This is a genomic window from Nocardia sp. NPDC050713 (genome assembly GCF_040654315.1).
Lineage (GTDB): Bacteria > Actinomycetota > Actinomycetes > Mycobacteriales > Mycobacteriaceae > Nocardia.
In genome coordinates this window covers 1-19412 of the sequence record NZ_JBFAHS010000015.1, presented here as the reverse complement: position 1 = coordinate 19412, position 19412 = coordinate 1, and the positions used below count along the sequence as shown (strand labels likewise).

Below are 19412 nucleotides of genomic sequence, written 5' to 3'. Positions count from 1 at the left end.
GCGCTCATCGAGGCATCCGCCGCCAGAGGAACTGCGGAACCATGCGCGCCACGACAGCGGCCGGGCCGAGGGCGCGGGGCACCCAGATCTTGCCCGCTCGGCGGCGCAGCCCGTCGACGACGGCGTCCGCCACCTGACCGGGCGTGCTCGACAGCGGCGCGGGGTCCATGCCCTCGGTCATCCTGCCGATGACGAAACCCGGACGCACCAGCAGGAGGTGGACGCCGCTGCCGTGCAGCGCGTCGGCGAGTCCGCTGGCGAATCCGTCCAATCCGGCCTTGGCCGAGCCGTACACGTAGTTGGCGCGGCGCACGCGCGCGCCCGCGATGGAGCTGAAGACGACGATCTGGCCCTGGCCTTGCGCGCGAAGCAGATTCGCGAGAGTGGTGAGCACGCCGACCTGGGCGACGTAGTCGGTGTGCACGACGGCGACGGCGTGTTCGGGATCGCGCTCGGCGCGGGCCTGGTCGCCGAGGATGCCGAAGGCCAAGACGGCGACGCCGATGGGTCCGTGCTCGGCGGCGATCTTCTCCAACAGCACGGCGTGACCGCCGGTGTCGTCGGCGTCGAACTCCACCGCGTGCACCGCGACCGCCCCGGCCCGTTCGACGGTCGCGATCTGCGCCGCCAAGTCGTCGCTGCGTCGCGCCGCGAGGATCACCACCCGGCCCGGAGCCAGGCGCTCGGCGATCTCGAGACCCATTTCGCTGCGTCCGCCGAGTACCAGAACCGAACCCGCGGCGATCCCTCGCTTACCCATGCGCTCAGTCTGTCATCCCGGCTCACGACGCCGACCAGCCCCTCACATCGCGAAAACGCCCGTGCCGTGGCAGCCACCGTGCAACACAGGGGCTACCGTCGAGGTATGCCGACCACCACCGCACCGCTGTCCCCCGCCGCACTCGACTTCGTCACCGAACGTCATCTGGCGACACTGACCACGTTGCGCGCCAACGGCACGCCGCACGTGGTCGCGGTGGGATTCACCTGGGACCAGGAAGCGGGGATCGCGCGGATCATCACCAACGACGGGTCGGTGAAGGTGCGCAACGTGCGCCGCTACGGGTACGCGGCGGTCAGCCAGGTGGACGGCATCCGGTGGCTGACCCTGGAGGGACCCGCGCGGGTGCTGGACGACCCGGCGAGCGTCGCCGACGCGGTCGAGCGTTACGCGGGCCGCTACCGAGTGCCGAGGGAGAACCCGACCCGCGTGGTGATCGCGATCGAGGTGCGCCGCGTGCTCTCGTCGAGCACGCTGCGCTGACAACGCCTTTCGTCCGTCACAGCACGGTCAGGCCGTGCGGACGTCCGTTCATGGACTCGCAGCCCTCGGGCGTGACCACGACGATGTCCTCGATGCGGGCGCCCCACTCGCCGCGGAAGTAGATGCCCGGTTCGATGCTGAAGGCCATGCCCGGCTGCAGGATCAGGTCGTTGCCCGCGACGATGTAGGGCTCCTCGTGCACGGACAGGCCGATGCCGTGACCGGTCCGGTGCACGAACGCCTCGCCGAAACCGGCCTCGGTCAAGGGTTTCCGCGCGGCGGCGTCGACGGAGGCGGCGGTGACGCCGGGGCGGACGGCGGCGACGGCCGCGGCCTGGGCGCGTTCCAGCTCGGCGTAGCGCGCGGCGACTTCCGGACTCGGCTCGCCGAGCACGTAGGTGCGGGTGCAGTCGGAGTAGTAGCCCGGCTCGACGGGACCGCCGATGTCGACGACCACTACGTCGCCCTGCTCGATACGCCGGTCGGACACACCGTGGTGCGGATCGGCGCCGTGCGGTCCACTGCCGACGATGACGAACGCGGCCTCGGTGTGGCCTTCCGCGACGATCGCCGCGGCGATGTCGGCGCCGACCTCGGCCTCGGTGCGTCCGGCTTGGAGGAACTCGCCCATCCTGGCGTGCACCCGGTCGATCGCGGCGCCCGCCCGGCGCAGCGCGTCGATCTCGGCGTCGTCCTTGCGCATGCGCAGTTCTCGCAGCACCGGCGTGGCCGAGACCGGAAGGCCGCTGAACGAGACCGCCAACGGCAGCAGGTGCAGCGCGGGCATCGCGTCGGCGACCGCGACCCGGGAACCGACGTGCAGCGTGGACTTCACCACCTGGTACGGGTCGACGCCGTCGACCCAGTCCAGCACCTGCAGACCCAGCTCCCCCGCCGCGGATCCGGCCAGCGAGGCGAGTTCGAGCTTCGGGATGATCACCGACGGCGTCGCGCCGTCGGCCGGGATCACCAAGCAGGTCAACCGCTCGAAGGATTCCGCCGCCGAACCGATCAGATAGCGCAGATCCGGCCCCGGCGTGATGAGCAGGGCGTCGAGGTGCGCCGCGCGCATCGACTCCACCGCCCGCTCGAGCCGGTCTCCGTAGACATCCGCCGCGAACCTGGACTCCGTGTGCCCACTCATACCGATCGACGTTACCCGTCCTCGGCTCGGAGCAAACCCGAACACCTGGCAGCCCCCCGGCACCGCTCGGATCGGCTCCGGCCTGTCGGAGCGGGCGGGTAGCCTCAGCGCGTGACCTCTGCTGCGACATCAGGCCCGCTGCTGCTGCTCGACGGTGCCAGCCTGTGGTTCCGCGCGTTCTACGCGATTCCGGACAAGATCACCGCGCCGGACGGGCGTTCGGTGAACGCGCTACGCGGCTTCACCGACATGGTCGCCTCGTTGATCACCAAGCACGCGCCGAGCAGGCTGGTCGTGTGCCTGGACCTGGACTGGCGGCCGCGGTTCCGCGTCGACCTCGTGCCGTCCTACAAGACACACCGGCTCGCCACCTCGGCCGACGCCGCGCCGGGCGAGGAGGAAGTGCCCGACCGGCTGACCCCTCAGGTCGAGATGATCCTCGAGGTTCTCGACGCCGCCGGTATCGCGACGGGCGGCGCGGCGGGTCTGGAGGCCGACGATGTGCTCGGCACGCTGGCGAGCCGCGAGCGCACCGACGAGGTGATCGTGGTCAGCGGCGATCGGGACCTGTTGCAGCTGGTGCGCGACGAGCCCGCGCCGACCGTGCGGGTGCTCTACGCCGGGCGCGGGTTGGCCAAGGCCGAACTCTTCGGTCCCGCCGAGGTGTCCGCGAAGTACGGCGTGCCGGTGCGCAACGCCGGACCCGCCTACGCCGACCTGGCCACGTTGCGCGGTGACGCCTCCGATGGCTTGCCGGGTGTCGCTGGCATCGGCGAGAAGTCGGCGGCGACGCTCATCTCCCGCTTCGGTTCGCTCGACGCGCTGGTCGCCGCCGTGGACGATCCGGACTCCGAGCTGGCCCCCGGCGTGCGCGGGAAACTGCGTGCGGCGGAGGACTACTTGAAGGCGGCGGCTCCCGTGGTGCGCGTGGTGTGCGACGCCGACGTCGACCTGTCGCGTCCGGACGCGCTGCCGATCGCACCGGCCGATCCGGACCGCCTGCGGGAACTCGCGGTGGCCTACAACGCGGAAAGCCCGGTCACCCGGCTCACCGCCGCCCTGGCCTCGCGTTCCTGAGATCGCCGCGACGGCATTCGGCGCTATTTTGCGTCGAATGCAACCATGCACCATCGGCGTCTGTGCGTCCGTCGCAGCGAGAAGGCAGCCAGGTTCACCGACCATCCGAGGGAGGGCTCAGCGCTGCGTTCCAGGATCTCGTGCCGCGAGTGCTGTGCCGCCGATCCTCTCAAGGGGTTGCGGCAGGTCATGCCAGAAGGCGGTCACGAGCTCGGCCCGTACAGCGCGGGCCGGGCCGGACGGGCTGAAAAAGCAACGAGCCCACGAACATCGGTTCGTGGGCTCGGTCCGGTTCTCCACCCCACCGGACGCCCGCGCCGCAGCACGGGCCGTCCGGCCCGGGATCACGCTCAGCTCGGGCGGCCGACCTCGTAGGTGCCGTCGTCCTTGGTGATCTTGATGTTGACCTTCTTCTGCTCGCCGCTCACCTTGAGGGTGCACTCGAAGCTGGCGTCCACCTCGACCTTCTGGCCCGACGGGCAGGAGACGTCGGTGACGTCCTGGATGCCGTAGGAATCCGTGAGCACCTTCTTGACGCCGTCCTGAACGGCAACCTGGTCCAGCTTGTCCGTGGCGGTGAGCACCAGCACCAGCGCGACGACCGCGCCGATCACCAGCACGCCCAGCGCGGCGAGACCGATGATCAGGCCCTTCTTGCCGCCACCGCCGCCGCTCTGCTGCGGCTGCTGCTGGCCCTGACCCCACTGCTGCTGGGGCTGCTGACCCCACTGCTGCTGTGGCTGCTGTTGCTGGCCCCAATCCTGTTGCTGCGGCTGACCCCACTGCTGCTGCGGCTGACCGGGCGTCTGGCCCCACTGCTGCTGCGGCTGCTGGGGCTGTTGGGGCTGGCCCCACTGTTGCTGCGGCTGGCCGGGGGTCTGGCCCCACTGTTGCTGCGGCTGATTCTGGTCGCCCCAGTGCTGGGTGGGCTGCGCCTGCGACGGAGTCTGCTGGCCACCCCAGTGCTGGGTCGGTCCGGCGCCGCCGGGCGCCTGCTGTCCGCCCCACTGCTGGGTGGGATCGTTGCGTCCCTCCCCGGGGTCGTTCGGTCCGTAAGGGCCGCTCATCTGCTTGCCTCCACTCGCATCGTTATTCACACGGTAGCCCCCCGCCGGCGACTCGTCGCACTCACATGATTCGCTCGCTGCGCTCGCTCATGCGACTCCTCCGCCACGGTCGGTACGCGAAAGAAATCAAATCACAATCGAATCCGCTACGCGGCGTCCACTGCCACGACACCCCGCCGGATCGCCCGGACCGCCTTCGCCGCCGTTCCCGCGATCTCCGGGTCGTCGGCCGTGCCGTGGATCTGGTCGAGCAGGTCGATCACCTGCCTGCACCACCGGACGAAATCGCCCGCGGACAGTGGCGCGCCCTGGTCGCCGCTGGCCAGCAACGACTCGGCCAATCCGTCGCCGCGGGCCCATTTGTAGACGCCGGTGACGAATCCGAGGTCGGGTTCCCTGGTCGGCGGCAGCTTGTGCCGCGCCTCGTCGGAACGCAACTCGCTCCACACGCCGATGGTCGAGGCGACCGCGCGCCGGATCGGCGCCGTGGGACCCGTCGCGCCGAGAATGCTGCCCTCCTGGCGGGATTCGTAGACCAGCATGGACACCACGCCCGCCAGTTCGGCCGGACCGAGGCCGCGCCAGAGGTCGTGGCGCAGGCATTCGGCGACCAGAAGGTCGCTCTCCGCGTAGATGCGGGCCAGCCTGCGTCCATCCGCGGTGACCTCGCCCTCGTGCACGAAGCCGCGCTCCTCCAGCAGACCCACGATGCGATCGAAGGTGCGCGCCAGCGAATTCGTCGTGGCGGCAACCTTCTGGCGCATACTCTCGGTCTCGCGAAGCAGCCGGTTGTAGCGCTCGCCGATCCGGCTCATCTGCTCGCGGTCGGGCCTGGTGTGCGCCGGGTGGGCGCGCAGGCTGCGGCGCAGCGTGGCCAGTTCGCGGTCATCGGCCGCTTCGGAGCGCTTGCCGCGGCGCGAACGACCCGGCGCGTTGATGCCGGTGCTGCGCAGCGCCGAGGCGAGGTCGCTGCGCGCGCGGGCGGTGCGGTGGTCGACGCGCCGGGGCAGCCGCATGTGGCCGAGCGGCTCCGCGGGCACCGGGAAGTCGGCGACCGAGACCCGGCCGGCCCACTTGTCCGCGGTGAGCACGAGCGGACGCGGATCGTTCGGGGTGGTGTCCGGCTCCAGGATGACGGCGAGACCCGCGCGGCGGCCGGAGGGAATCGCCACCACGTCGCCGCGGCGCAGCGCCGTCAACGCGCTGACCGCCGCGCCGCGCCGGTCGGTACGGCTCTGCTGAGCCAGCTGCCGTTCCCGCTGCTTGATCCGCTCGCGCAGCGAGATGTATTCCAGGAAGCCGCTTTCCGCGCCGCCGAGCTGGTCGCGCAGCTTGCGCAGCGCACCCTCGTTGCGCTCGATGCCGCGCACCAGCCCGACGACCGAGCGGTCGGCCTGGAATTGCGCGAACGAACGCTCCAGCAGGGCGCGCGATTCGTCGGCGCCCATTCGATCGATCAGGTTGATCGACATGTTGTAGCCGGGCCGGAAGGAACTGCGCAGCGGATAGGTCCGGGTGGACGCCAGGCCCGCCACCGCACTGGTGTCGACCTCCGGCTGCCAGAGCACCACCGCGTGGCCCTCGATATCGATGCCGCGGCGGCCCGCGCGACCGGTCAGCTGCGTGTACTCACCGGGCGTCAGCTCGGCGTGCGTCTCGCCGTTGAACTTGACCAGACGTTCCAGCACCACGGTGCGCGCGGGCATGTTGATGCCGAGCGCGAGCGTCTCGGTGGCGAAGACGGCCCGCACCAGCCCGCGGACGAACAGGTCTTCCACCGTGTGCCGGAAGGCGGGCAGCATGCCCGCGTGGTGGGCGGCCAGCCCGCGGTGCAGCGCCTCGCGCCACTCCCAGTAGCCGAGCACCTCGAGATCGGGTTTCGGCAGATCACCGGTGTGCTTCTCGATGATCGCGTCGATCTCGGCGGCCTCGCCCTCCCGGCTCAGATCCAGCCGCGAGCGCAGGCACTGGGCCAGCGCGCCGTCGCAGCCCGCGCGGCTGAAGATGAAGGTGATCGCGGGCAGCAATCCCTCCTCGTCCAAGCGGGCGAGCACCTCGGGGCGCGGCAGCGGACGGAAGTCGCGGCGCATGCCGCCGCGTCCGCGCGGCACACCCCAGTTGTTCATCCGGTCCGCGGACTCGCGATGACGGATGTAGCGCACCAGGTCCTCGTCGACGAGCACCTTCTGCTCGCTGGACTTCGTGTCGAACAGATCGAACATCCGCTTGCCGACCATCACGTGCTGCCACAGCGGCACCGGGCGCGTCTCGTCCACCACCACCGAGGTGTCGCCGCGCACGGTCTCCATCCAGGCGCCGAATTCCTCGGCGTTGCTGACCGTGGCCGACAGGCTGACCAGCCGGACGTCGGCGGGCAGGTGCAGGATGACCTCCTCCCACACCGCGCCGCGGAACCGGTCGGCCAGGTAGTGCACCTCGTCCATCACCACGTACGACAGCCCGCGCAGCGCGTCCGAGGACGCGTAGAGCATGTTGCGCAGCACCTCGGTGGTCATCACCACCACGGGCGCGTCCGGGTTGATCGTCTGATCGCCGGTGAGCAGGCCGACGCTGTCGCGGCCGTACCGCTCGGTGAGGTCGGCGAACTTCTGGTTCGACAGCGCCTTGATCGGTGTGGTGTAGAAGCATTTGCCGCCGGACGCCAGCGCCAGGTGGACGGCGAACTCGCCGACCACGGTTTTGCCCGCGCCGGTCGGCGCGCACACCAACACGCCGTGGCCCTCCTCGAGCGCACGGCAAGCGTCACGCTGGAAGGGATCGAGGGTGAATTTCAGCTCGGCGGAGAACCTGGCCAGCTCGGTGCGGGACCGGTGATCTGTCACCGTTCAGAGGGTATCGGAGTAGTCCGACACCGGTCGCGTGGATTTCGCCGACGGATCCATGATCGACTCCGCCGCCCCGATCGGCTCGGGCCCGGCGATCGCGGAGGCCTCGTCGTCGGCCAGCGCCTCGAGCGCCTCCCTGCGCGCCTTGCGCTTGTCGTTGAGCCTGGCGACCTGCACCGCGAACTCGAAAAGCACCGTCAGCGCGCACGCGAGCGCCAGCATCGAGAACGGATCCTGCGGTGTGACGATGGCCGCGAAGACGAACAGGCCGAAGATGATCCCGCGCCGCCACGCCTTGAGCTTCTCGTAGGTCAGCACGCCGACGAGGTTCAGGCCGATGATCAACAGCGGCGTCTCGAAGCTGACACCGAAGATGATCAGCAACTGGATGATGAAGCCGAAGTACTGCGAACCGCTCAACGCGGTGATCTGCACGTTGTCGCCGATGGTGAGCAGGAAGCTCAAGGCGTGCGCCACCACGACGTAGGCGAGCACGGCGCCGAGCCCGAACAGCACCGTCCCCGAGGTGACGAAGCCGACCGCGACCTTGCGTTCCTTCGCGTACAGGCCGGGGGTGATGAATGCCCAGATCTGGTAGAGCCAGATCGGCGCCGCCAGCACGACGCCCGCGGTGAAACCGACCTTCAACCGGAGCATGAACTGCTCGAACGGCGCGGTCGCCAGCAAGCGGCACGACCCGTCGGGGGTCAGCGCGGCCCTGGACTCGGGGGGCAGTGAACAGTACGGTCCGCGCAGGATCTCGCCGAGGCTCTCGAGGCCGAAGAACGAATGCGAGTACCAGAGGAAGCCGATCACGGTGGTCAGCAGCACCGCGAAGATCGACTTCAGCAACCGGCTGCGCAGTTCCTGCAGGTGCTCGACCAACGACATGGTGCCGTCGGGATTCGTCCTGCGCCTGCTGCGCCGGGGATCGAACGGGATTCGCATATCTGTGGTTGCCCCTGTGCTCGAGTGCCGCGCCTGGCGCGGCGGTATCGCGTCCCGTGCGGTGTCAGGGACCGACGAACGCCTTCACGGACCGCCGAACAGCACTGACCGGGGTGAGACCGTACTCACCCCGGCGGGAACATTCGACTCAGACCGACTTCTTCTCGGCCTGCGGCGTGATCGCCTGGTTCGAGGGCTGCGCGGGCGGCAGCTGCTGCGCCGGCTGCTGAGCGGGCGCGGCGCCCGCGGCGGGGCTCGCCTCGTTCTGCATCTGGCTGACCTCGCTCTTGAAGATGCGCAAGGATCGGCCGAGGCCGCGCGCGGCGTCCGGCAGCCGCTTCGCACCGAACAACACCACGAACAGCAGCGCGATGATCAGCAGGTGCGACCAGCTGAACGTGCCTGACATCTGTACCTCCCAAGACTGTGGTAGCTCCGATGCTACCGGACCTCACGACACCCGAACTCGCCCGACTTCGCCCGTTTGCCGTGCGTTCAACCTCGACTTTTGCTATTGCGGCGATTCGGGCGCGGCCGCGGCGCGCAGTTGCGCGAGCAACTCCGGCCCCGTCCAGGTCCGCCGATCGCCCTGCTCGGCCGCGACGACGAGTTCGATGAGCCGCTGGTTCACCGGGGTCGGCGCGCCGACCATCGCGCCGAGACCAACGATTTCGCCACAGAGCCAAGAGATTTCGGTCTTGCGACCGGCGGCGAGATCGTCGGCCATCGAGGAACGCGCCACCGGATCGATGGCGAGCACCTGCCCCGCGACCCGGCGGAACACGCCGTCGGGCACGGTCAGCAGCCGGGTCATCAGCTCCGGCGGCAGCGGGGTGAGCCGGGCCGGGCGTATTCGCGCCTTGTTCATCGCGGCGAGCGCCTCGCGCTGGGCGAGCGCGAGGCAGCGGCGGTAGTCCCGGTCGGCGAGTTCCTCGCGCAGCGGACGGCCGGACAGCGCGTTGATCGGGTTGTTCAGATTGAGCAGCAGCTTGGCCCACTGCACGGGTCGCAGGTCCGAGTGGCGGCGCAACGGCAGCCCGGCCCGCGCGAACAGCTCGACATAGTCGGCCAGCGCCGGGTCGTCCTGCACCGCGAGCCCGCCCTCGGTGCCGCGGTGGAAGCGGCCTTCGGTGTGGTGCACGACGTTGAACATCACCATTCCGGCGAGCACCACACAGGTGGGCAGAATCTCCCGGATCACCGTGTCGTTGCCGATGCCGTTCTGCAAGCTGAGCACGACCGTTCCTGGCCGGATCTTGCCGGTGAGCTCGCGCACCGCGGCGGCGGTCGCCCCGGATTTCACCGCGACGAGCACCAGATCGGCCGAGCCGACATCCTCCGGGCCGGTCGCGAGCGAGAGCCGGTCCGGGGAGACGAGCACCTCTCCGCCGTCGAGGTCGGTCAGGCGCAGGCCCGCGGCGCCGACCTCGTCGAGCAACCATTGCCTGCCGACGAACGTGACGTCCGCACCGGCCGCCGCCAGCTTTCCGCCGACGAAGACGCCGATGCTGCCCGCGCCGAGCACCATGACTCGCCGCGGCATGTTGCCGAGCTCGGTCACCTCACTCCAATTCCTCTAGTCCCGCGTCCCCGTACGCGGCCAGCGCCGCGTTGGATCGCTCGCGCACCGCGGCGATCAACTCCGGCGGACCGAGCACCGTGACGCCCGATCCGAAGCCGAGCAGCAACCGCGCCATCCAGTCCAGGGTGGCGAAACGCATGGTCGCCTCCAGGCTGCCGTCCGGGTGCACAGCCTGCCGGTGCATCGGGTACTGGTCGAGCACCCAGCCGTAGTCGCCGCGGATGCGCAGCCGCGCCAGCGGGACCGCGGGATCGTCCTGGAACAGATCGAGCGAGGCGGCCGCCTCGGTGGCGGCGTGGCTGGGCGGCCGGGCGGGCTCGGTGAGTTCGGTGGCGGCTTCGATCCGGTCGAAGCGGAACAGTCGCACGCCCTCGGCCTCCCGGCACCACGCCTGCAGGTAGCTGTTGTCGTCGACGAGCACGATCCGGATCGGATCGACGACCCGCTCGGAGACCACGTCGCGGCTGGCCGAGTAGTAGATGATGCGCAACGCGTGCTGGCGGGCCAGACCCGAACGCACGGTCGCCACCGCGGGCGCCTCCACCGGGGTGGCTCGCGCGTCGCCCGCCGTCCGCGGCGCGCCGCCCGAGATGGCGGACTCGATCTTGGCGATGGCCGCGTGCGCCGCGGTCGGGTCGACCATGCCGGGCATGTCCACGATCGAACGCAAGGCGACCAACAGCGCCGTGGCCTCGGTGGAGGTCAGCCGCAGCGGCCGGTCGATGCCCGCGGAGAAGGTGACCTCGATGCTCTCCTCGGAGAAGGACAGATCGATGAGATCGCCCGGCCCGTAGCCGGGCAGGCCGCACATCCACAGCTGGTTCAGGTCGCTCATCAGCTGTTTGGTCGTGACGCCGAGGTCGGCGGCGGCGTCCGCGGCGCTGATGCCGGGGTTGGCGATGAGGTACGGAATCATGTTGAGCAGCCGAGAAAGCCGCACGGAGAGCCGGCTGGTCGTCACGCCCGCACCTCCGTCGTGTCGAACACCGAGCGCAGCCGGGCGACCACGTCGGCGCGCAGGTCGTCGGGGGCGAGCACGAGGGCGTCCGGGCCGAGACCGGTGATCAGCCTGGCCAGCCAGTCGCGCGAGCGGATCGGCACCTCGACCACCATGCCGCCGCGCCCGCCGACGGCGCGTTCCTCGACGACCTGACCGAGCCTGCGGATCTCCTGGCCGCGCCCGTCGGCGATCCACACCGTGGCCGAGCCGCTGACCGGCGCGCTGCTGGTGACTGTCGCGACGATCGCGCGCAGGTCGACGTCCTCGGGCTTGTGCACCGCGTTGACCGGGCCGTAGGGCGTCACGTCGTCGCCGATGCGGGAGAGGCGGAAGCTGCGCACCGCGTCGCGGTCGCGGTCGTGGCCGACCAGATACCAGCGCCCGTGGTGGGTCACCACGCCCCACGGTTCGACATCGCGCATGAGATACGGCGCGTTGACCGCGCCGCGATGCTCGAAGCGCACGGCCTGCCCGGCGTCGACGGCCGCGAGCAGCTTGCCGAGCACCGGCTCCGAGCCGCGGGTGCGGGCGGGCACGGCGGGCACCGAGGCGACGGCCGCGTCCGTCTCGACGTGGATGCCCGCGGCCCGCAGCTTCAGCAAGGCGCCTTCGGCGGCCGCCGCCAGCTCGGGGGACTCCCACATCTGCACCGCGACCGCGACCGCGGCGGCCTCCTCGTCGCTCAGATCGATGTCGGGTAGTTCGTAGGCGTCGCGGTTGATCCGGTACCCCTCCAGCGTCGAATACCGGTTCACCGGCCCGACTTCCAACGGAATGCCCAGGTCGCGCAGCTCGTTCTTGTCCCGCTCGAACATGCGGCTGAACGCCTCGTCGCTGGCCGAGTCCTCGTAGCCCGCGACGCTTTCCCTGATCCGCTCCGCGCTCAAGAACTGCCGGGTCGACAGCAGCGCGATGACCAGATTCATCAGCCGCTCGACCTTGGATATCGCCACCCGTAAGAGGGTAATCGCCACCGTCGAATCACCGCGCGGCGGCGCGCGATAATCGAGCGCGGCGGCGCGCGATGAACGAGCGACGGCGCGCGACCACCCACCTCGCGGAGCACAATGGTGCGGTGATCGTTGCCTTCTCCGTGACCCCGCTCGGCACGGGCGTGGACGTCGGCCCCGCGGTGGCCGAGGCGGTGCGCGTCGTCCGGGCGAGCGGCCTCCCCAACCGCACCGACGCCATGTTCACCACCCTCGAGGGCGAATGGGACGAGGTCATGCGCGTCGTCAAGGACGCTACCGACGCCATCCTCTCCATCGCTCCCCGCTGCAGCCTCGTCCTGAAGGCCGACATCCGCCCCGGCGTCACCGACGCGATGACCGCCAAGGTCGAGTCGGTCGAGCGCTACCTCGCCGAGAACTGACTTCCCTGCCGCTGGCGCGCATCCAGCGCCGCTCACTCCTCAGGGAAGCGTGTCTGCTGGTAGCAGGACAGGCGCCAGCCGTCGGGGGTGTGGGTGTAGACGCTGGACATGACGCCGCGGAAGGCGGGGTCCGTGCCCTCGCGGTAGGCGATGCCGACGTAGATCAGGGCGGTGGCGTCGGAGCCGACGCGCACCAGGCGGGGGTTCTGGATTTCGTAGGTGCGCCATGGCGGGGCGTGGCGCAGCGATTCGACGACGCCGTCGCGGTCCAGCACCATGCCGTTGGCCAGGATCATCAGCGCGTCGTCGGTCATGAGCGCGCCGTAGAAGTCCGCGCCGGTACTCGCACACAGCGCGTCCCAGCCGCGGCCCTCGAGGTCGAGCAACTCGTCGAGCACATCCGTGTCGGTCATTGCTCCACAGTAGGCGCGGGATGGGCAGACGAGGCCGAGCCGACGCGCGGCTGTCTCCTGCCCATCCGACACTCGTCCGGAAGAACTCCGGCTCCCCGGAAAGACGGACTACATCGAGGCGATCAACCGGTCGACGCGCTCGTCGACCGAGCGGAACGGGTCCTTGCACAGCACGGTCCGCTGCGCCTGGTCGTTCAGCTTGAGGTGCACCCAGTCGACCGTGAAGTCGCGACCGGCCTCCTGCGCGGCGGTGATGAAATCGCCGCGCAGCTTGGCGCGAGTCGTCTGCGGCGGAGTGTCGACCGCCGCGTCCACCGCGTCGTCCTCGGTGACACGCTTGGCCAGACCCTTGCGCTGCAGCAGGTCGAAGACGCCGCGGCCGCGCTTGATGTCGTGATAGGCCAGATCCAGCTGCGCGATCTTGGGATCGGACAGCTCCATGTTGTAGCGGTCCTGGTAGCGCTGGAACAGCTTGCGCTTGATCACCCAGTCGATCTCGGTGTCCACCTTGGCGAAGTCCTGCGCCTCGACCGCGTCCAGTGTCCGGCCCCACAGGTCGACGACCTGGTCGATCTGCGGATCGCGGTCCCGGTTGCGCAGGTGCTCGACGGCGCGGGCGTAGTACTCGCGCTGGATGTCGAGCGCGCTGGCCTGCCGACCGCCTGCCAGCCGGACGGGACGGCGACCGGTGAGATCGTGGCTGACCTCGCGGATGGCGCGGATCGGGTTGTCCAACGCGAAGTCGCGGAACGAGACGCCGGCCTCGATCATCTCCAGGACCAGCGCCGCCGTGCCGACCTTGAGCATGGTCGTGGTCTCGGACATGTTCGAGTCGCCGACGATCACGTGCAGGCGCCGGTACTTCTCGGCGTCGGCGTGCGGCTCGTCGCGGGTGTTGATGATCGGGCGCGACCGGGTGGTCGCCGAGGAGACGCCCTCCCAGATGTGCTCGGCCCGCTGCGACAGGCAGAACGTGGCCGCCTTCGGCGTCTGCAGCACCTTGCCCGCTCCGCAGATCAGCTGCCTGGTCACCAGGAACGGCAGCAGCACGTCGGAGATACGGGAGAACTCGCCCGCGCGCACCACGAGGAAGTTCTCGTGACAGCCGTAGGAGTTGCCCGCGGAGTCGGTGTTGTTCTTGAACAGGTAGATGTCGCCGCCGATGCCCTCTTCGGCCAAGCGTTGCTCGGCATCGATCAGCAACTCCTCGAGCACCCGCTCGCCCGCCCTGTCATGGGTGACCAACTGGTGCAGACTGTCGCATTCGGCCGTGGCGTACTCCGGATGCGAACCGACGTCGAGATACAGCCGAGCGCCGTTGCGAAGGAACACGTTAGAGCTACGGCCCCAGGACACCACCCGGCGGAACAAGTACCGGGCTACCTCGTCGGGGGACAGCCGACGGTGACCGTGGAAGGTGCATGTCACACCGAACTCGGTCTCGATCCCCATAATTCGTCGCTGCACACCATCGACATTACAGCCATGTCAGGTACTCGCGTGGCGCTGCGGACAACACGGACGCATACGTCTTCACAACGATTCGGCACCGTATGCCCGGCGCGCTCGGCCGGTCAGACGCGGATTTCGCCCCGAGGGCCGCGGCGAAACCCCTGCGCCGAGCGGACGGCGAGCGCACATATTCGTCGGCGCGATCGCCGCGTCGCGACAGATCTTTCGACGGGCCGCTGCCGCGCACCCGGCCGCTGGAACTTTGCGCGGCACGATCGCGGCGCCTTCGGAGACAGCGGATGGCCCGCGTGGGATCGCCATCGAGGCGGTCCCACGCGGGCCATCGGTCTTCGACTACTCCGAGTCCGAGGATTCCTCGGGAAGCTCCACCACGGTGGTCTTCGTCTTCGCCGCGCTCGCCGGCTGAAGCAGCTTCTCCAAGGCGGTGTCGGCGATCCTGCGGAACGCCCGGCGCGGCCGCGACTGTTCCAGCGTGGCCACCTCGAGCGAACTCACGCCGAGCGCTCGCTTCTCCTTGTCGGCGCCCTCCGGAATCCCGGCCTGCAGCGCCTTGACCGCGACACCGATCGCGGCCGACAGGTCGAGACCCGGCCGGTAGGACCCCTTCAGCGCGGAGACGATGGGCTCGGTCGTGCCGCCCATCACCACGAACTCGCGCTCGTCCACGATCGAGCCGTCGAAGGTGATCCGGTACAGCACCGACTGCGGCGCCTGCTCCGGATAGCCCACCTCCGCCACGCAGATCTCCACCTCGTACGGCTTGAGCTGATCGGTGAAGATCGTGCCGAGGGTCTGCGCGTAGGCGTTGGCCAGCGCCCGACCGGTCACGTCGCGCCGGTCGAACTGGTACCCGCGCAGGTCGGCCTGCAGGATGCCGCCGCGGCGCAGGTTCTCGAACTCGTTGTACTTGCCGACGGCCGCGAACCCGACGCGGTCGTACAGCTCACTCACCTTGTGCAGCGTCGCGGAGGGGTTCTCCGCCACGAACAGCACACCCTTGTCGTACGCCAGAACGATGACACTGCGACCACGAGCGATGCCTTTGCGCGCGAGCTCGGTCTTGTCGCGCATGATCTGCTCGGCCGACGCGTAGTACGGCAGTGTCATGCGTTGGCGCTCCCTTCCTGTGCCGCCGCGCGGTCGGCGACGATGCCGCGGGCGATCTCCTCGACGCGCTCCTCGGGCACCTCCACGGCGCCGTCCTCGTCGATCGTGACGATCGTCGGGTAGATGCCGCGCGCCAGATCCGGCCCACCGGTCGCGGTGTCGTCGTCGGAGGCGTCGAACAGCGCCTCGACCGCGATGCGCAACGCCCGGTTGGCGTCGATCCCCTTGGCGTACAACTTCTTCAGCGACGTCTTGGCGAACATCGAACCGGAACCGACTGCGGTGTAACCGAATCGCTCCTCGCTGCGACCGCCGACCACGTCATACGACACGATGCGGCCGACCCGGTCCTGATCGGTGGCCTGCTGGTCGTATCCGACCAGCACCGGCACCACCGCCAGGCCCTGCAGCGCGGCGGGGAGGTTGTCGCGCACCATCTTCGACAGTTTGTTGGCCTTGCCGTCGAAGGTGAGCGGAACGCCTTCGATCTTCTCGTAGTACTCCAGCTCCACCGCGAAAAGGCGCACCATCTCGACGGCCATGCCCGCGGTGCCCGCGATGCCCGCCGCCGAATAGGTATCGGTGATGTACACCTTCTCCATGTCCCTGCTCGCCACCAGGTTTCCCTGCGTGGCGCGCCGGTCACCGGCGATCAGCACGCCGCCGCGGTAGGTCACCGCGACGATGGTGGTGCCGTGCGGAGCGACGTCCTTCGCGACGGCGCCACCGGAGTGTCCGGTGGCGCCATCGATCGCGGCGAATCTGTTGCCGGGCAACAGCTCCGGTGCGTGTGCGCGCAGGTGTTCGGTGAACGAGGAGAGGGCGTACCCCGGGTGGAGACGCATGGGGTCACCTGCTGTCACTGGCCGCCCTTCTGCACATAGGCGCGGACGAAGTCCTCCGCGTTCTCCTCGAGCACGTCATCGATCTCGTCGAGCAGGTCGTCGGTATCCTCCGCCAGCTTCTCGCGGCGCTCCTGACCGGCGGCGTCGACGCCGTCGGGACCCTCGTCCTCGTCGCCGCCCCCGGTGCGCTTGGTCTGCTCTTGTGCCATGGCAGCCGACCTCCTCTGTCCTCATCATGAACGGACCCAAAGTATGAGCACGGTTCCGATCATGAGCAATGTGCGTGCTCGTACAACAACACTACCCAGCCGAGCCGACACGATGTCGGATCTGTGCCCAATTCGCCGCGCGGACAGCGCCCGATTCGCGACCTGGCCCGCGCGGTCAGGTGGTGAGTTGCTGGACCAGCTCGGCGGCGGTGTCCACGCCGTCGAGCAGCTTGCCGACATGCGATTTGGTGCCGCGGCGCGGTTCCAGGGTCGGGATGCGCACCAGCGAATCGCCGCCCAGGTCGAAGATCACCGAGTCCCAGCTGGCCGCCGCGATGTCCGCGCCGAAACGGCGCAGGCATTCGCCGCGGAAGTAGGCGCGGGTGTCGGTGGGCGGCTTGGTCATCGCGTCGAGCACCTGCTGCTCGGAGACCAGCCGCTTCATCGAACCGCGCGCCACCAGGCGGTTGTACAGACCCTTGTCCAAGCGCACGTCGGAGTACTGCAGGTCCATCAGGTGCAGTTTCGGCGCGGCCCAGCTCAGGCCCTCGCGCTGGCGCATGCCCTCGAGCAGGCGCAGTTTGGCGGGCCAGTCGAGCAGGTTCGCGCATTCCATCGGGTCGCGCTCGAGCAGGTCCAGGACCATCGCCCAGTTGTCCAGGATGTCCTGCACGCGGGCGTCCTCGTTGCCCTCGCGGTCCATGAACTTGGCGACCCGCTCGTGGTAGAGCCGCTGTAGCGCCAGACCGGTCAGCTCGCGGCCGTCGGCCAGCGCGACGGTGGCGCGCAGGCTCGGATCGTGGCTGATCTGGTGCACGGCGGTGACCGGGCGGGCCAGCTGCAGGTCGGACAGGTCCTCGCCCGCCTCGATGAGGTCGAGCACCAGCGCGGTGGTGCCGACCTTGAGGTAGGTCGACATCTCGGCCAGATTCGCGTCGCCGATGATGACGTGCAGCCTGCGGTACTTGTCGGCGTCGGCGTGCGGCTCGTCGCGGGTGTTGATGATGCCGCGCTTGAGCGTGGTCTCCAGCCCGACCTCGACCTCGATGTAATCCGAGCGCTGGGACAGCTGGAACCCGGCGTGATCGCCGGACTGGCCGATGCCGACCCGGCCGGAACCGCAGATCACCTGGCGGGAGACGAAGAACGGCGTCAGGCCGACGATGATCTGGTTGAACGGAGTGTCCCGGTTCATCAGGTAGTTCTCGTGGGTGCCGTACGAGGCGCCCTTGCCGTCGACGTTGTTCTTGTACAGCTGCAGCCGCGGGGCGCCCGGCACGCTGGAGGCATGCCGCGCGGCGGCCTCCATCACGCGCTCGCCCGCCTTGTCCCAGATCACGGCGTCGAGCGGGTCGGTGACCTCGGGCGCGGAGTACTCCGGGTGGGCGTGGTCGACGTACAGGCGGGCGCCGTTGGTGAGGATCATGTTGGCCGCGCCGACCTCGTCGGCGTCGATCACCGGCGCCGGTCCGTTCATCCGGCTCAGGTCGAAACCGCGCGCGTCGCGCAGCGGCGACTCCACCTCGTAGTCCCAGCGCGTCCGCTTGGCCCGCGGCACGCCTTCGGCCGCCGCGTAGGCGAGGACCGCCTGGGTAGAGGTGAGGATCGGGTTGGCCGACGGCTCGGTGGGGGTGGAAATGCCGTATTCGACCTCGATACCGATGATGCGCTGCATACCTCGAGCCTAGGCGACACCGACCAATGTCATACCGAGGGTGGTACTTCCGGAGGATCATGTTCCCCGCTCCCGGGCCGGATAGTCGACTCATGACCGAATCCATCGCCGAAACCGGGGCGAAAGCCACCGAACGGGACCGTGCCGGGCGGCCCGCACGGCTCGTCGCGCTCGACGTGCTGCGTGGCATCGCGATCCTCGGCACACTCGGCACCAATGTCTGGATCATGACCAACCCCGAGGGCCTGATCGGCTACATCGACGAACTGGGCGCCGCGACCGACGGCGGCTGGATGTGGACCGAGCGGGTGCTGCAACAGCTGGCGCAGGGCAAGTTCCTCGGCCTGCTGACCATCATGTTCGGCATCGGTCTGGCCATCCAGCAGGCCTCCGCCGCGCGCCGCGGCCGCGCGTGGCCGGGCGGGTATCCGTGGCGGGCCGGGCTGCTGTTCCTGGACGGCGTGCTCAACTTCCTGTTGGTCGCCGAGTTCGACGTGCTGATGGGCTACGCGGTGACCGGCTTGGTGGTCGCCTTCGTGCTCGCCACGAGCGAGCGCGCGCAACGCCGCTGGCTGACGATCGCGGCGAGCGTCCACCTGGCCATTCTCACACTCGTCGCACTGGCGATGGCGTTCGCGCCGCAGCAGGATTCGGCGCCGCGCGAGCCGCTGGACCCGAATCCCTATGCGAACGGCTCGTTCTCGGACCTGGTCGTGTTCCGCTTGGACAACGCGCTGACGTTCCGGGTCGAGGCCGTCTTCGTCTTCGCCATGTCGGTCGCGCTGTTCCTCGCGGGCGCCCGGTTGTATCGTGCGGGCGTGTTCCGCCCGGAGGGCTCCCGAATCCGCAAGCGGCTCATGGTGATCGGCGCGATCGCCGCGCCGATCGATTTCCTGGTCGGCGTGTTCGGCGGCGATCTGGTGCTGCTCACCCGCTACGGCAGCGCGCCGTTCGTCGCCTTCGGTATCCTCGCGCTGGTCGCCGAGTTCTACCTGCGCCGTCCTCGGCTCGGTTTCGCGGGCCGACGGCTCACCGAGGTCGGCCGCACCGCGCTGTCCTGCTACATCCTGCAGAACCTGGTCGCCTCGGCGCTGTGCTACGGCTGGGGTCTTGGCCTGGCCGCGCGGGTCTCCCCCGACGCGCGCGTCCCGTTCACGATCGCGATCTACCTGGTGGTCACGCTGATCATCGTGACGGCCGCGCACCTGTGGCTGCGGCGCTTCGAGCGCGGGCCGGTCGAGTGGGCGTGGAACGCCTGCTACCGGGTGCTGGCCCGCGAGCGCTGACCCGCGCGGCCCCGGTCAGCGCGATCGCACACAATTTCGGCGGCGAACACGAGTAGCGCACTACTCGTGTCACGAGGCGATACGGTACCGGCGCGAGTCGCGGC

19 protein-coding genes are annotated in these 19412 nt (G+C 69.5%); 4 read left to right on the top strand and 15 right to left on the bottom strand.

What is annotated here, in order from left to right; translation table 11 throughout:
• Nucleotides 1-4: 4 nt before the first annotated feature.
• On the bottom strand, nucleotides 5-760 hold the full coding sequence (locus tag AB0H49_RS25450) for an SDR family NAD(P)-dependent oxidoreductase (protein ID WP_357254883.1): 756 nt from the start codon (nucleotides 758-760) through the stop codon (nucleotides 5-7).
• 105 nt (nucleotides 761-865) lie between these two features.
• Here AB0H49_RS25450 and AB0H49_RS25445 point away from each other — a divergent pair, with 105 nt between their 5' ends.
• Nucleotides 866-1264 (top strand): PPOX class F420-dependent oxidoreductase, encoded by a 399-nt coding sequence (locus tag AB0H49_RS25445; protein ID WP_355002550.1) that lies wholly within the window; start codon nucleotides 866-868, stop codon nucleotides 1262-1264.
• Between the two features lie 16 nt (nucleotides 1265-1280).
• On the opposite strand, the gene AB0H49_RS25440 is transcribed toward AB0H49_RS25445, so the two are convergent.
• Nucleotides 1281-2408 carry a Xaa-Pro peptidase family protein gene (locus AB0H49_RS25440; RefSeq protein ID WP_357254881.1) on the bottom strand — a complete coding sequence of 376 codons (1128 nt, stop codon included), beginning with the start codon at nucleotides 2406-2408 and terminating at the stop codon, nucleotides 1281-1283.
• Between the two features lie 111 nt (nucleotides 2409-2519).
• On the opposite strand from AB0H49_RS25440, the gene AB0H49_RS25435 reads away from it, so the two are divergent.
• Nucleotides 2520-3485 carry a 5'-3' exonuclease gene (locus tag AB0H49_RS25435; protein WP_357254879.1) on the top strand — a complete coding sequence of 322 codons (966 nt, stop codon included), beginning with the start codon at nucleotides 2520-2522 and terminating at the stop codon, nucleotides 3483-3485.
• Nucleotides 3486-3835: 350 nt separating this feature from the next.
• Here AB0H49_RS25435 and AB0H49_RS25430 read toward each other — a convergent pair whose 3' ends face one another.
• The 7 genes from AB0H49_RS25430 to AB0H49_RS25400 form a co-directional block, all read right to left on the bottom strand.
• Nucleotides 3836-4552, bottom strand: coding sequence for a DUF4333 domain-containing protein (locus tag AB0H49_RS25430; protein WP_355002547.1), 717 nt, complete (start codon nucleotides 4550-4552; stop codon nucleotides 3836-3838).
• A 146-nt stretch (nucleotides 4553-4698) separates the two neighbouring features.
• Nucleotides 4699-7395, bottom strand: a complete 2697-nt coding sequence (locus AB0H49_RS25425) for an RNA helicase (protein WP_357254877.1) — start codon at nucleotides 7393-7395, stop codon at nucleotides 4699-4701.
• A gap of 3 nt (nucleotides 7396-7398) precedes the next feature.
• Nucleotides 7399-8346, bottom strand: a complete 948-nt coding sequence (gene tatC, locus AB0H49_RS25420; RefSeq protein WP_355002545.1) for a twin-arginine translocase subunit TatC — start codon at nucleotides 8344-8346, stop codon at nucleotides 7399-7401.
• 148 nt (nucleotides 8347-8494) lie between these two features.
• The gene (gene tatA / locus AB0H49_RS25415) at nucleotides 8495-8755 is read right to left on the bottom strand and encodes a Sec-independent protein translocase subunit TatA (protein ID WP_355002544.1); all 261 of its coding nucleotides are present in this window, start codon (nucleotides 8753-8755) and stop codon (nucleotides 8495-8497) included.
• A gap of 102 nt (nucleotides 8756-8857) precedes the next feature.
• Nucleotides 8858-9889 (bottom strand): 2-dehydropantoate 2-reductase, encoded by a 1032-nt coding sequence (locus AB0H49_RS25410; RefSeq protein ID WP_357255113.1) that lies wholly within the window; start codon nucleotides 9887-9889, stop codon nucleotides 8858-8860.
• A gap of 19 nt (nucleotides 9890-9908) precedes the next feature.
• Entirely contained in the window at nucleotides 9909-10889 is a 981-nt protein-coding gene (locus AB0H49_RS25405; RefSeq protein ID WP_355002543.1) for a YafY family protein, read from the bottom strand.
• Complete coding sequence (locus AB0H49_RS25400) at nucleotides 10886-11881, bottom strand: YafY family protein (protein ID WP_355002542.1); 996 nt, start codon at nucleotides 11879-11881, stop codon at nucleotides 10886-10888. Before AB0H49_RS25400 ends, AB0H49_RS25405 begins: the two co-directional genes overlap by 4 nt.
• Nucleotides 11882-11952: 71 nt before the next feature.
• On the opposite strand from AB0H49_RS25400, the gene AB0H49_RS25395 reads away from it, so the two are divergent.
• A complete protein-coding gene (locus AB0H49_RS25395; protein ID WP_357254875.1) occupies nucleotides 11953-12300 on the top strand; it encodes an MTH1187 family thiamine-binding protein in 348 nt (115 codons plus the stop codon).
• A 32-nt stretch (nucleotides 12301-12332) separates the two neighbouring features.
• Here the strand turns inward: AB0H49_RS25395 and AB0H49_RS25390 are convergent, their stop codons facing one another.
• The 6 genes from AB0H49_RS25390 to dop form a co-directional block, all read right to left on the bottom strand.
• Nucleotides 12333-12713: a nuclear transport factor 2 family protein gene (locus AB0H49_RS25390; RefSeq protein ID WP_355002540.1), complete on the bottom strand. Its 381-nt coding sequence runs from the start codon at nucleotides 12711-12713 to the stop codon at nucleotides 12333-12335.
• A gap of 108 nt (nucleotides 12714-12821) precedes the next feature.
• Nucleotides 12822-14180, bottom strand: coding sequence for a Pup--protein ligase (gene pafA, locus AB0H49_RS25385; protein ID WP_185757090.1), 1359 nt, complete (start codon nucleotides 14178-14180; stop codon nucleotides 12822-12824).
• A gap of 339 nt (nucleotides 14181-14519) precedes the next feature.
• Nucleotides 14520-15293, bottom strand: coding sequence for a proteasome subunit alpha (gene prcA / locus AB0H49_RS25380; protein WP_355002538.1), 774 nt, complete (start codon nucleotides 15291-15293; stop codon nucleotides 14520-14522).
• A complete protein-coding gene (gene prcB, locus AB0H49_RS25375; protein WP_355002537.1) occupies nucleotides 15290-16138 on the bottom strand; it encodes a proteasome subunit beta in 849 nt (282 codons plus the stop codon). Before prcB ends, prcA begins: the two co-directional genes overlap by 4 nt.
• Nucleotides 16139-16152: 14 nt before the next feature.
• On the bottom strand, nucleotides 16153-16347 hold the full coding sequence (locus AB0H49_RS25370; protein ID WP_067781199.1) for a ubiquitin-like protein Pup: 195 nt from the start codon (nucleotides 16345-16347) through the stop codon (nucleotides 16153-16155).
• 175 nt (nucleotides 16348-16522) lie between these two features.
• Entirely contained in the window at nucleotides 16523-18022 is a 1500-nt protein-coding gene (gene dop, locus AB0H49_RS25365) for a depupylase/deamidase Dop (RefSeq protein WP_355002536.1), read from the bottom strand.
• Between the two features lie 92 nt (nucleotides 18023-18114).
• Between dop and AB0H49_RS25360 the strand changes: the two genes are divergently transcribed.
• Nucleotides 18115-19308: a DUF418 domain-containing protein gene (locus tag AB0H49_RS25360; protein WP_357254871.1), complete on the top strand. Its 1194-nt coding sequence runs from the start codon at nucleotides 18115-18117 to the stop codon at nucleotides 19306-19308.
• The last annotated feature ends 104 nt before the right edge of the window (nucleotides 19309-19412 follow it).

What these genes read in the sequence shown, in the direction of transcription:
- AB0H49_RS25395 (WP_357254875.1), top strand. Translation starts at nt 11,953, where the DNA reads ATGAACGAGCGACGGCGCGCGACCACCCACCTCGCGGAGCACAATGGT.
- AB0H49_RS25390 (WP_355002540.1), bottom strand. Translation starts at nt 12,713, where the DNA reads ATGACCGACACGGATGTGCTCGACGAGTTGCTCGACCTCGAGGGCCGC.
- AB0H49_RS25360 (WP_357254871.1), top strand. Translation starts at nt 18,115, where the DNA reads ATGACCGAATCCATCGCCGAAACCGGGGCGAAAGCCACCGAACGGGAC.
- AB0H49_RS25445 (WP_355002550.1), top strand. Translation starts at nt 866, where the DNA reads ATGCCGACCACCACCGCACCGCTGTCCCCCGCCGCACTCGACTTCGTC.
- AB0H49_RS25410 (WP_357255113.1), bottom strand. Translation starts at nt 9,889, where the DNA reads ATGCCGCGGCGAGTCATGGTGCTCGGCGCGGGCAGCATCGGCGTCTTC.
- AB0H49_RS25370 (WP_067781199.1), bottom strand. Translation starts at nt 16,347, where the DNA reads ATGGCACAAGAGCAGACCAAGCGCACCGGGGGCGGCGACGAGGACGAG.
- AB0H49_RS25450 (WP_357254883.1), bottom strand. Translation starts at nt 760, where the DNA reads ATGGGTAAGCGAGGGATCGCCGCGGGTTCGGTTCTGGTACTCGGCGGA.
- tatA (WP_355002544.1), bottom strand. Translation starts at nt 8,755, where the DNA reads ATGTCAGGCACGTTCAGCTGGTCGCACCTGCTGATCATCGCGCTGCTG.
- AB0H49_RS25440 (WP_357254881.1), bottom strand. Translation starts at nt 2,408, where the DNA reads ATGAGTGGGCACACGGAGTCCAGGTTCGCGGCGGATGTCTACGGAGAC.
- AB0H49_RS25430 (WP_355002547.1), bottom strand. Translation starts at nt 4,552, where the DNA reads ATGAGCGGCCCTTACGGACCGAACGACCCCGGGGAGGGACGCAACGAT.
- dop (WP_355002536.1), bottom strand. Translation starts at nt 18,022, where the DNA reads ATGCAGCGCATCATCGGTATCGAGGTCGAATACGGCATTTCCACCCCC.
- tatC (WP_355002545.1), bottom strand. Translation starts at nt 8,346, where the DNA reads ATGCGAATCCCGTTCGATCCCCGGCGCAGCAGGCGCAGGACGAATCCC.
- prcB (WP_355002537.1), bottom strand. Translation starts at nt 16,138, where the DNA reads ATGCGTCTCCACCCGGGGTACGCCCTCTCCTCGTTCACCGAACACCTG.
- prcA (WP_355002538.1), bottom strand. Translation starts at nt 15,293, where the DNA reads ATGACACTGCCGTACTACGCGTCGGCCGAGCAGATCATGCGCGACAAG.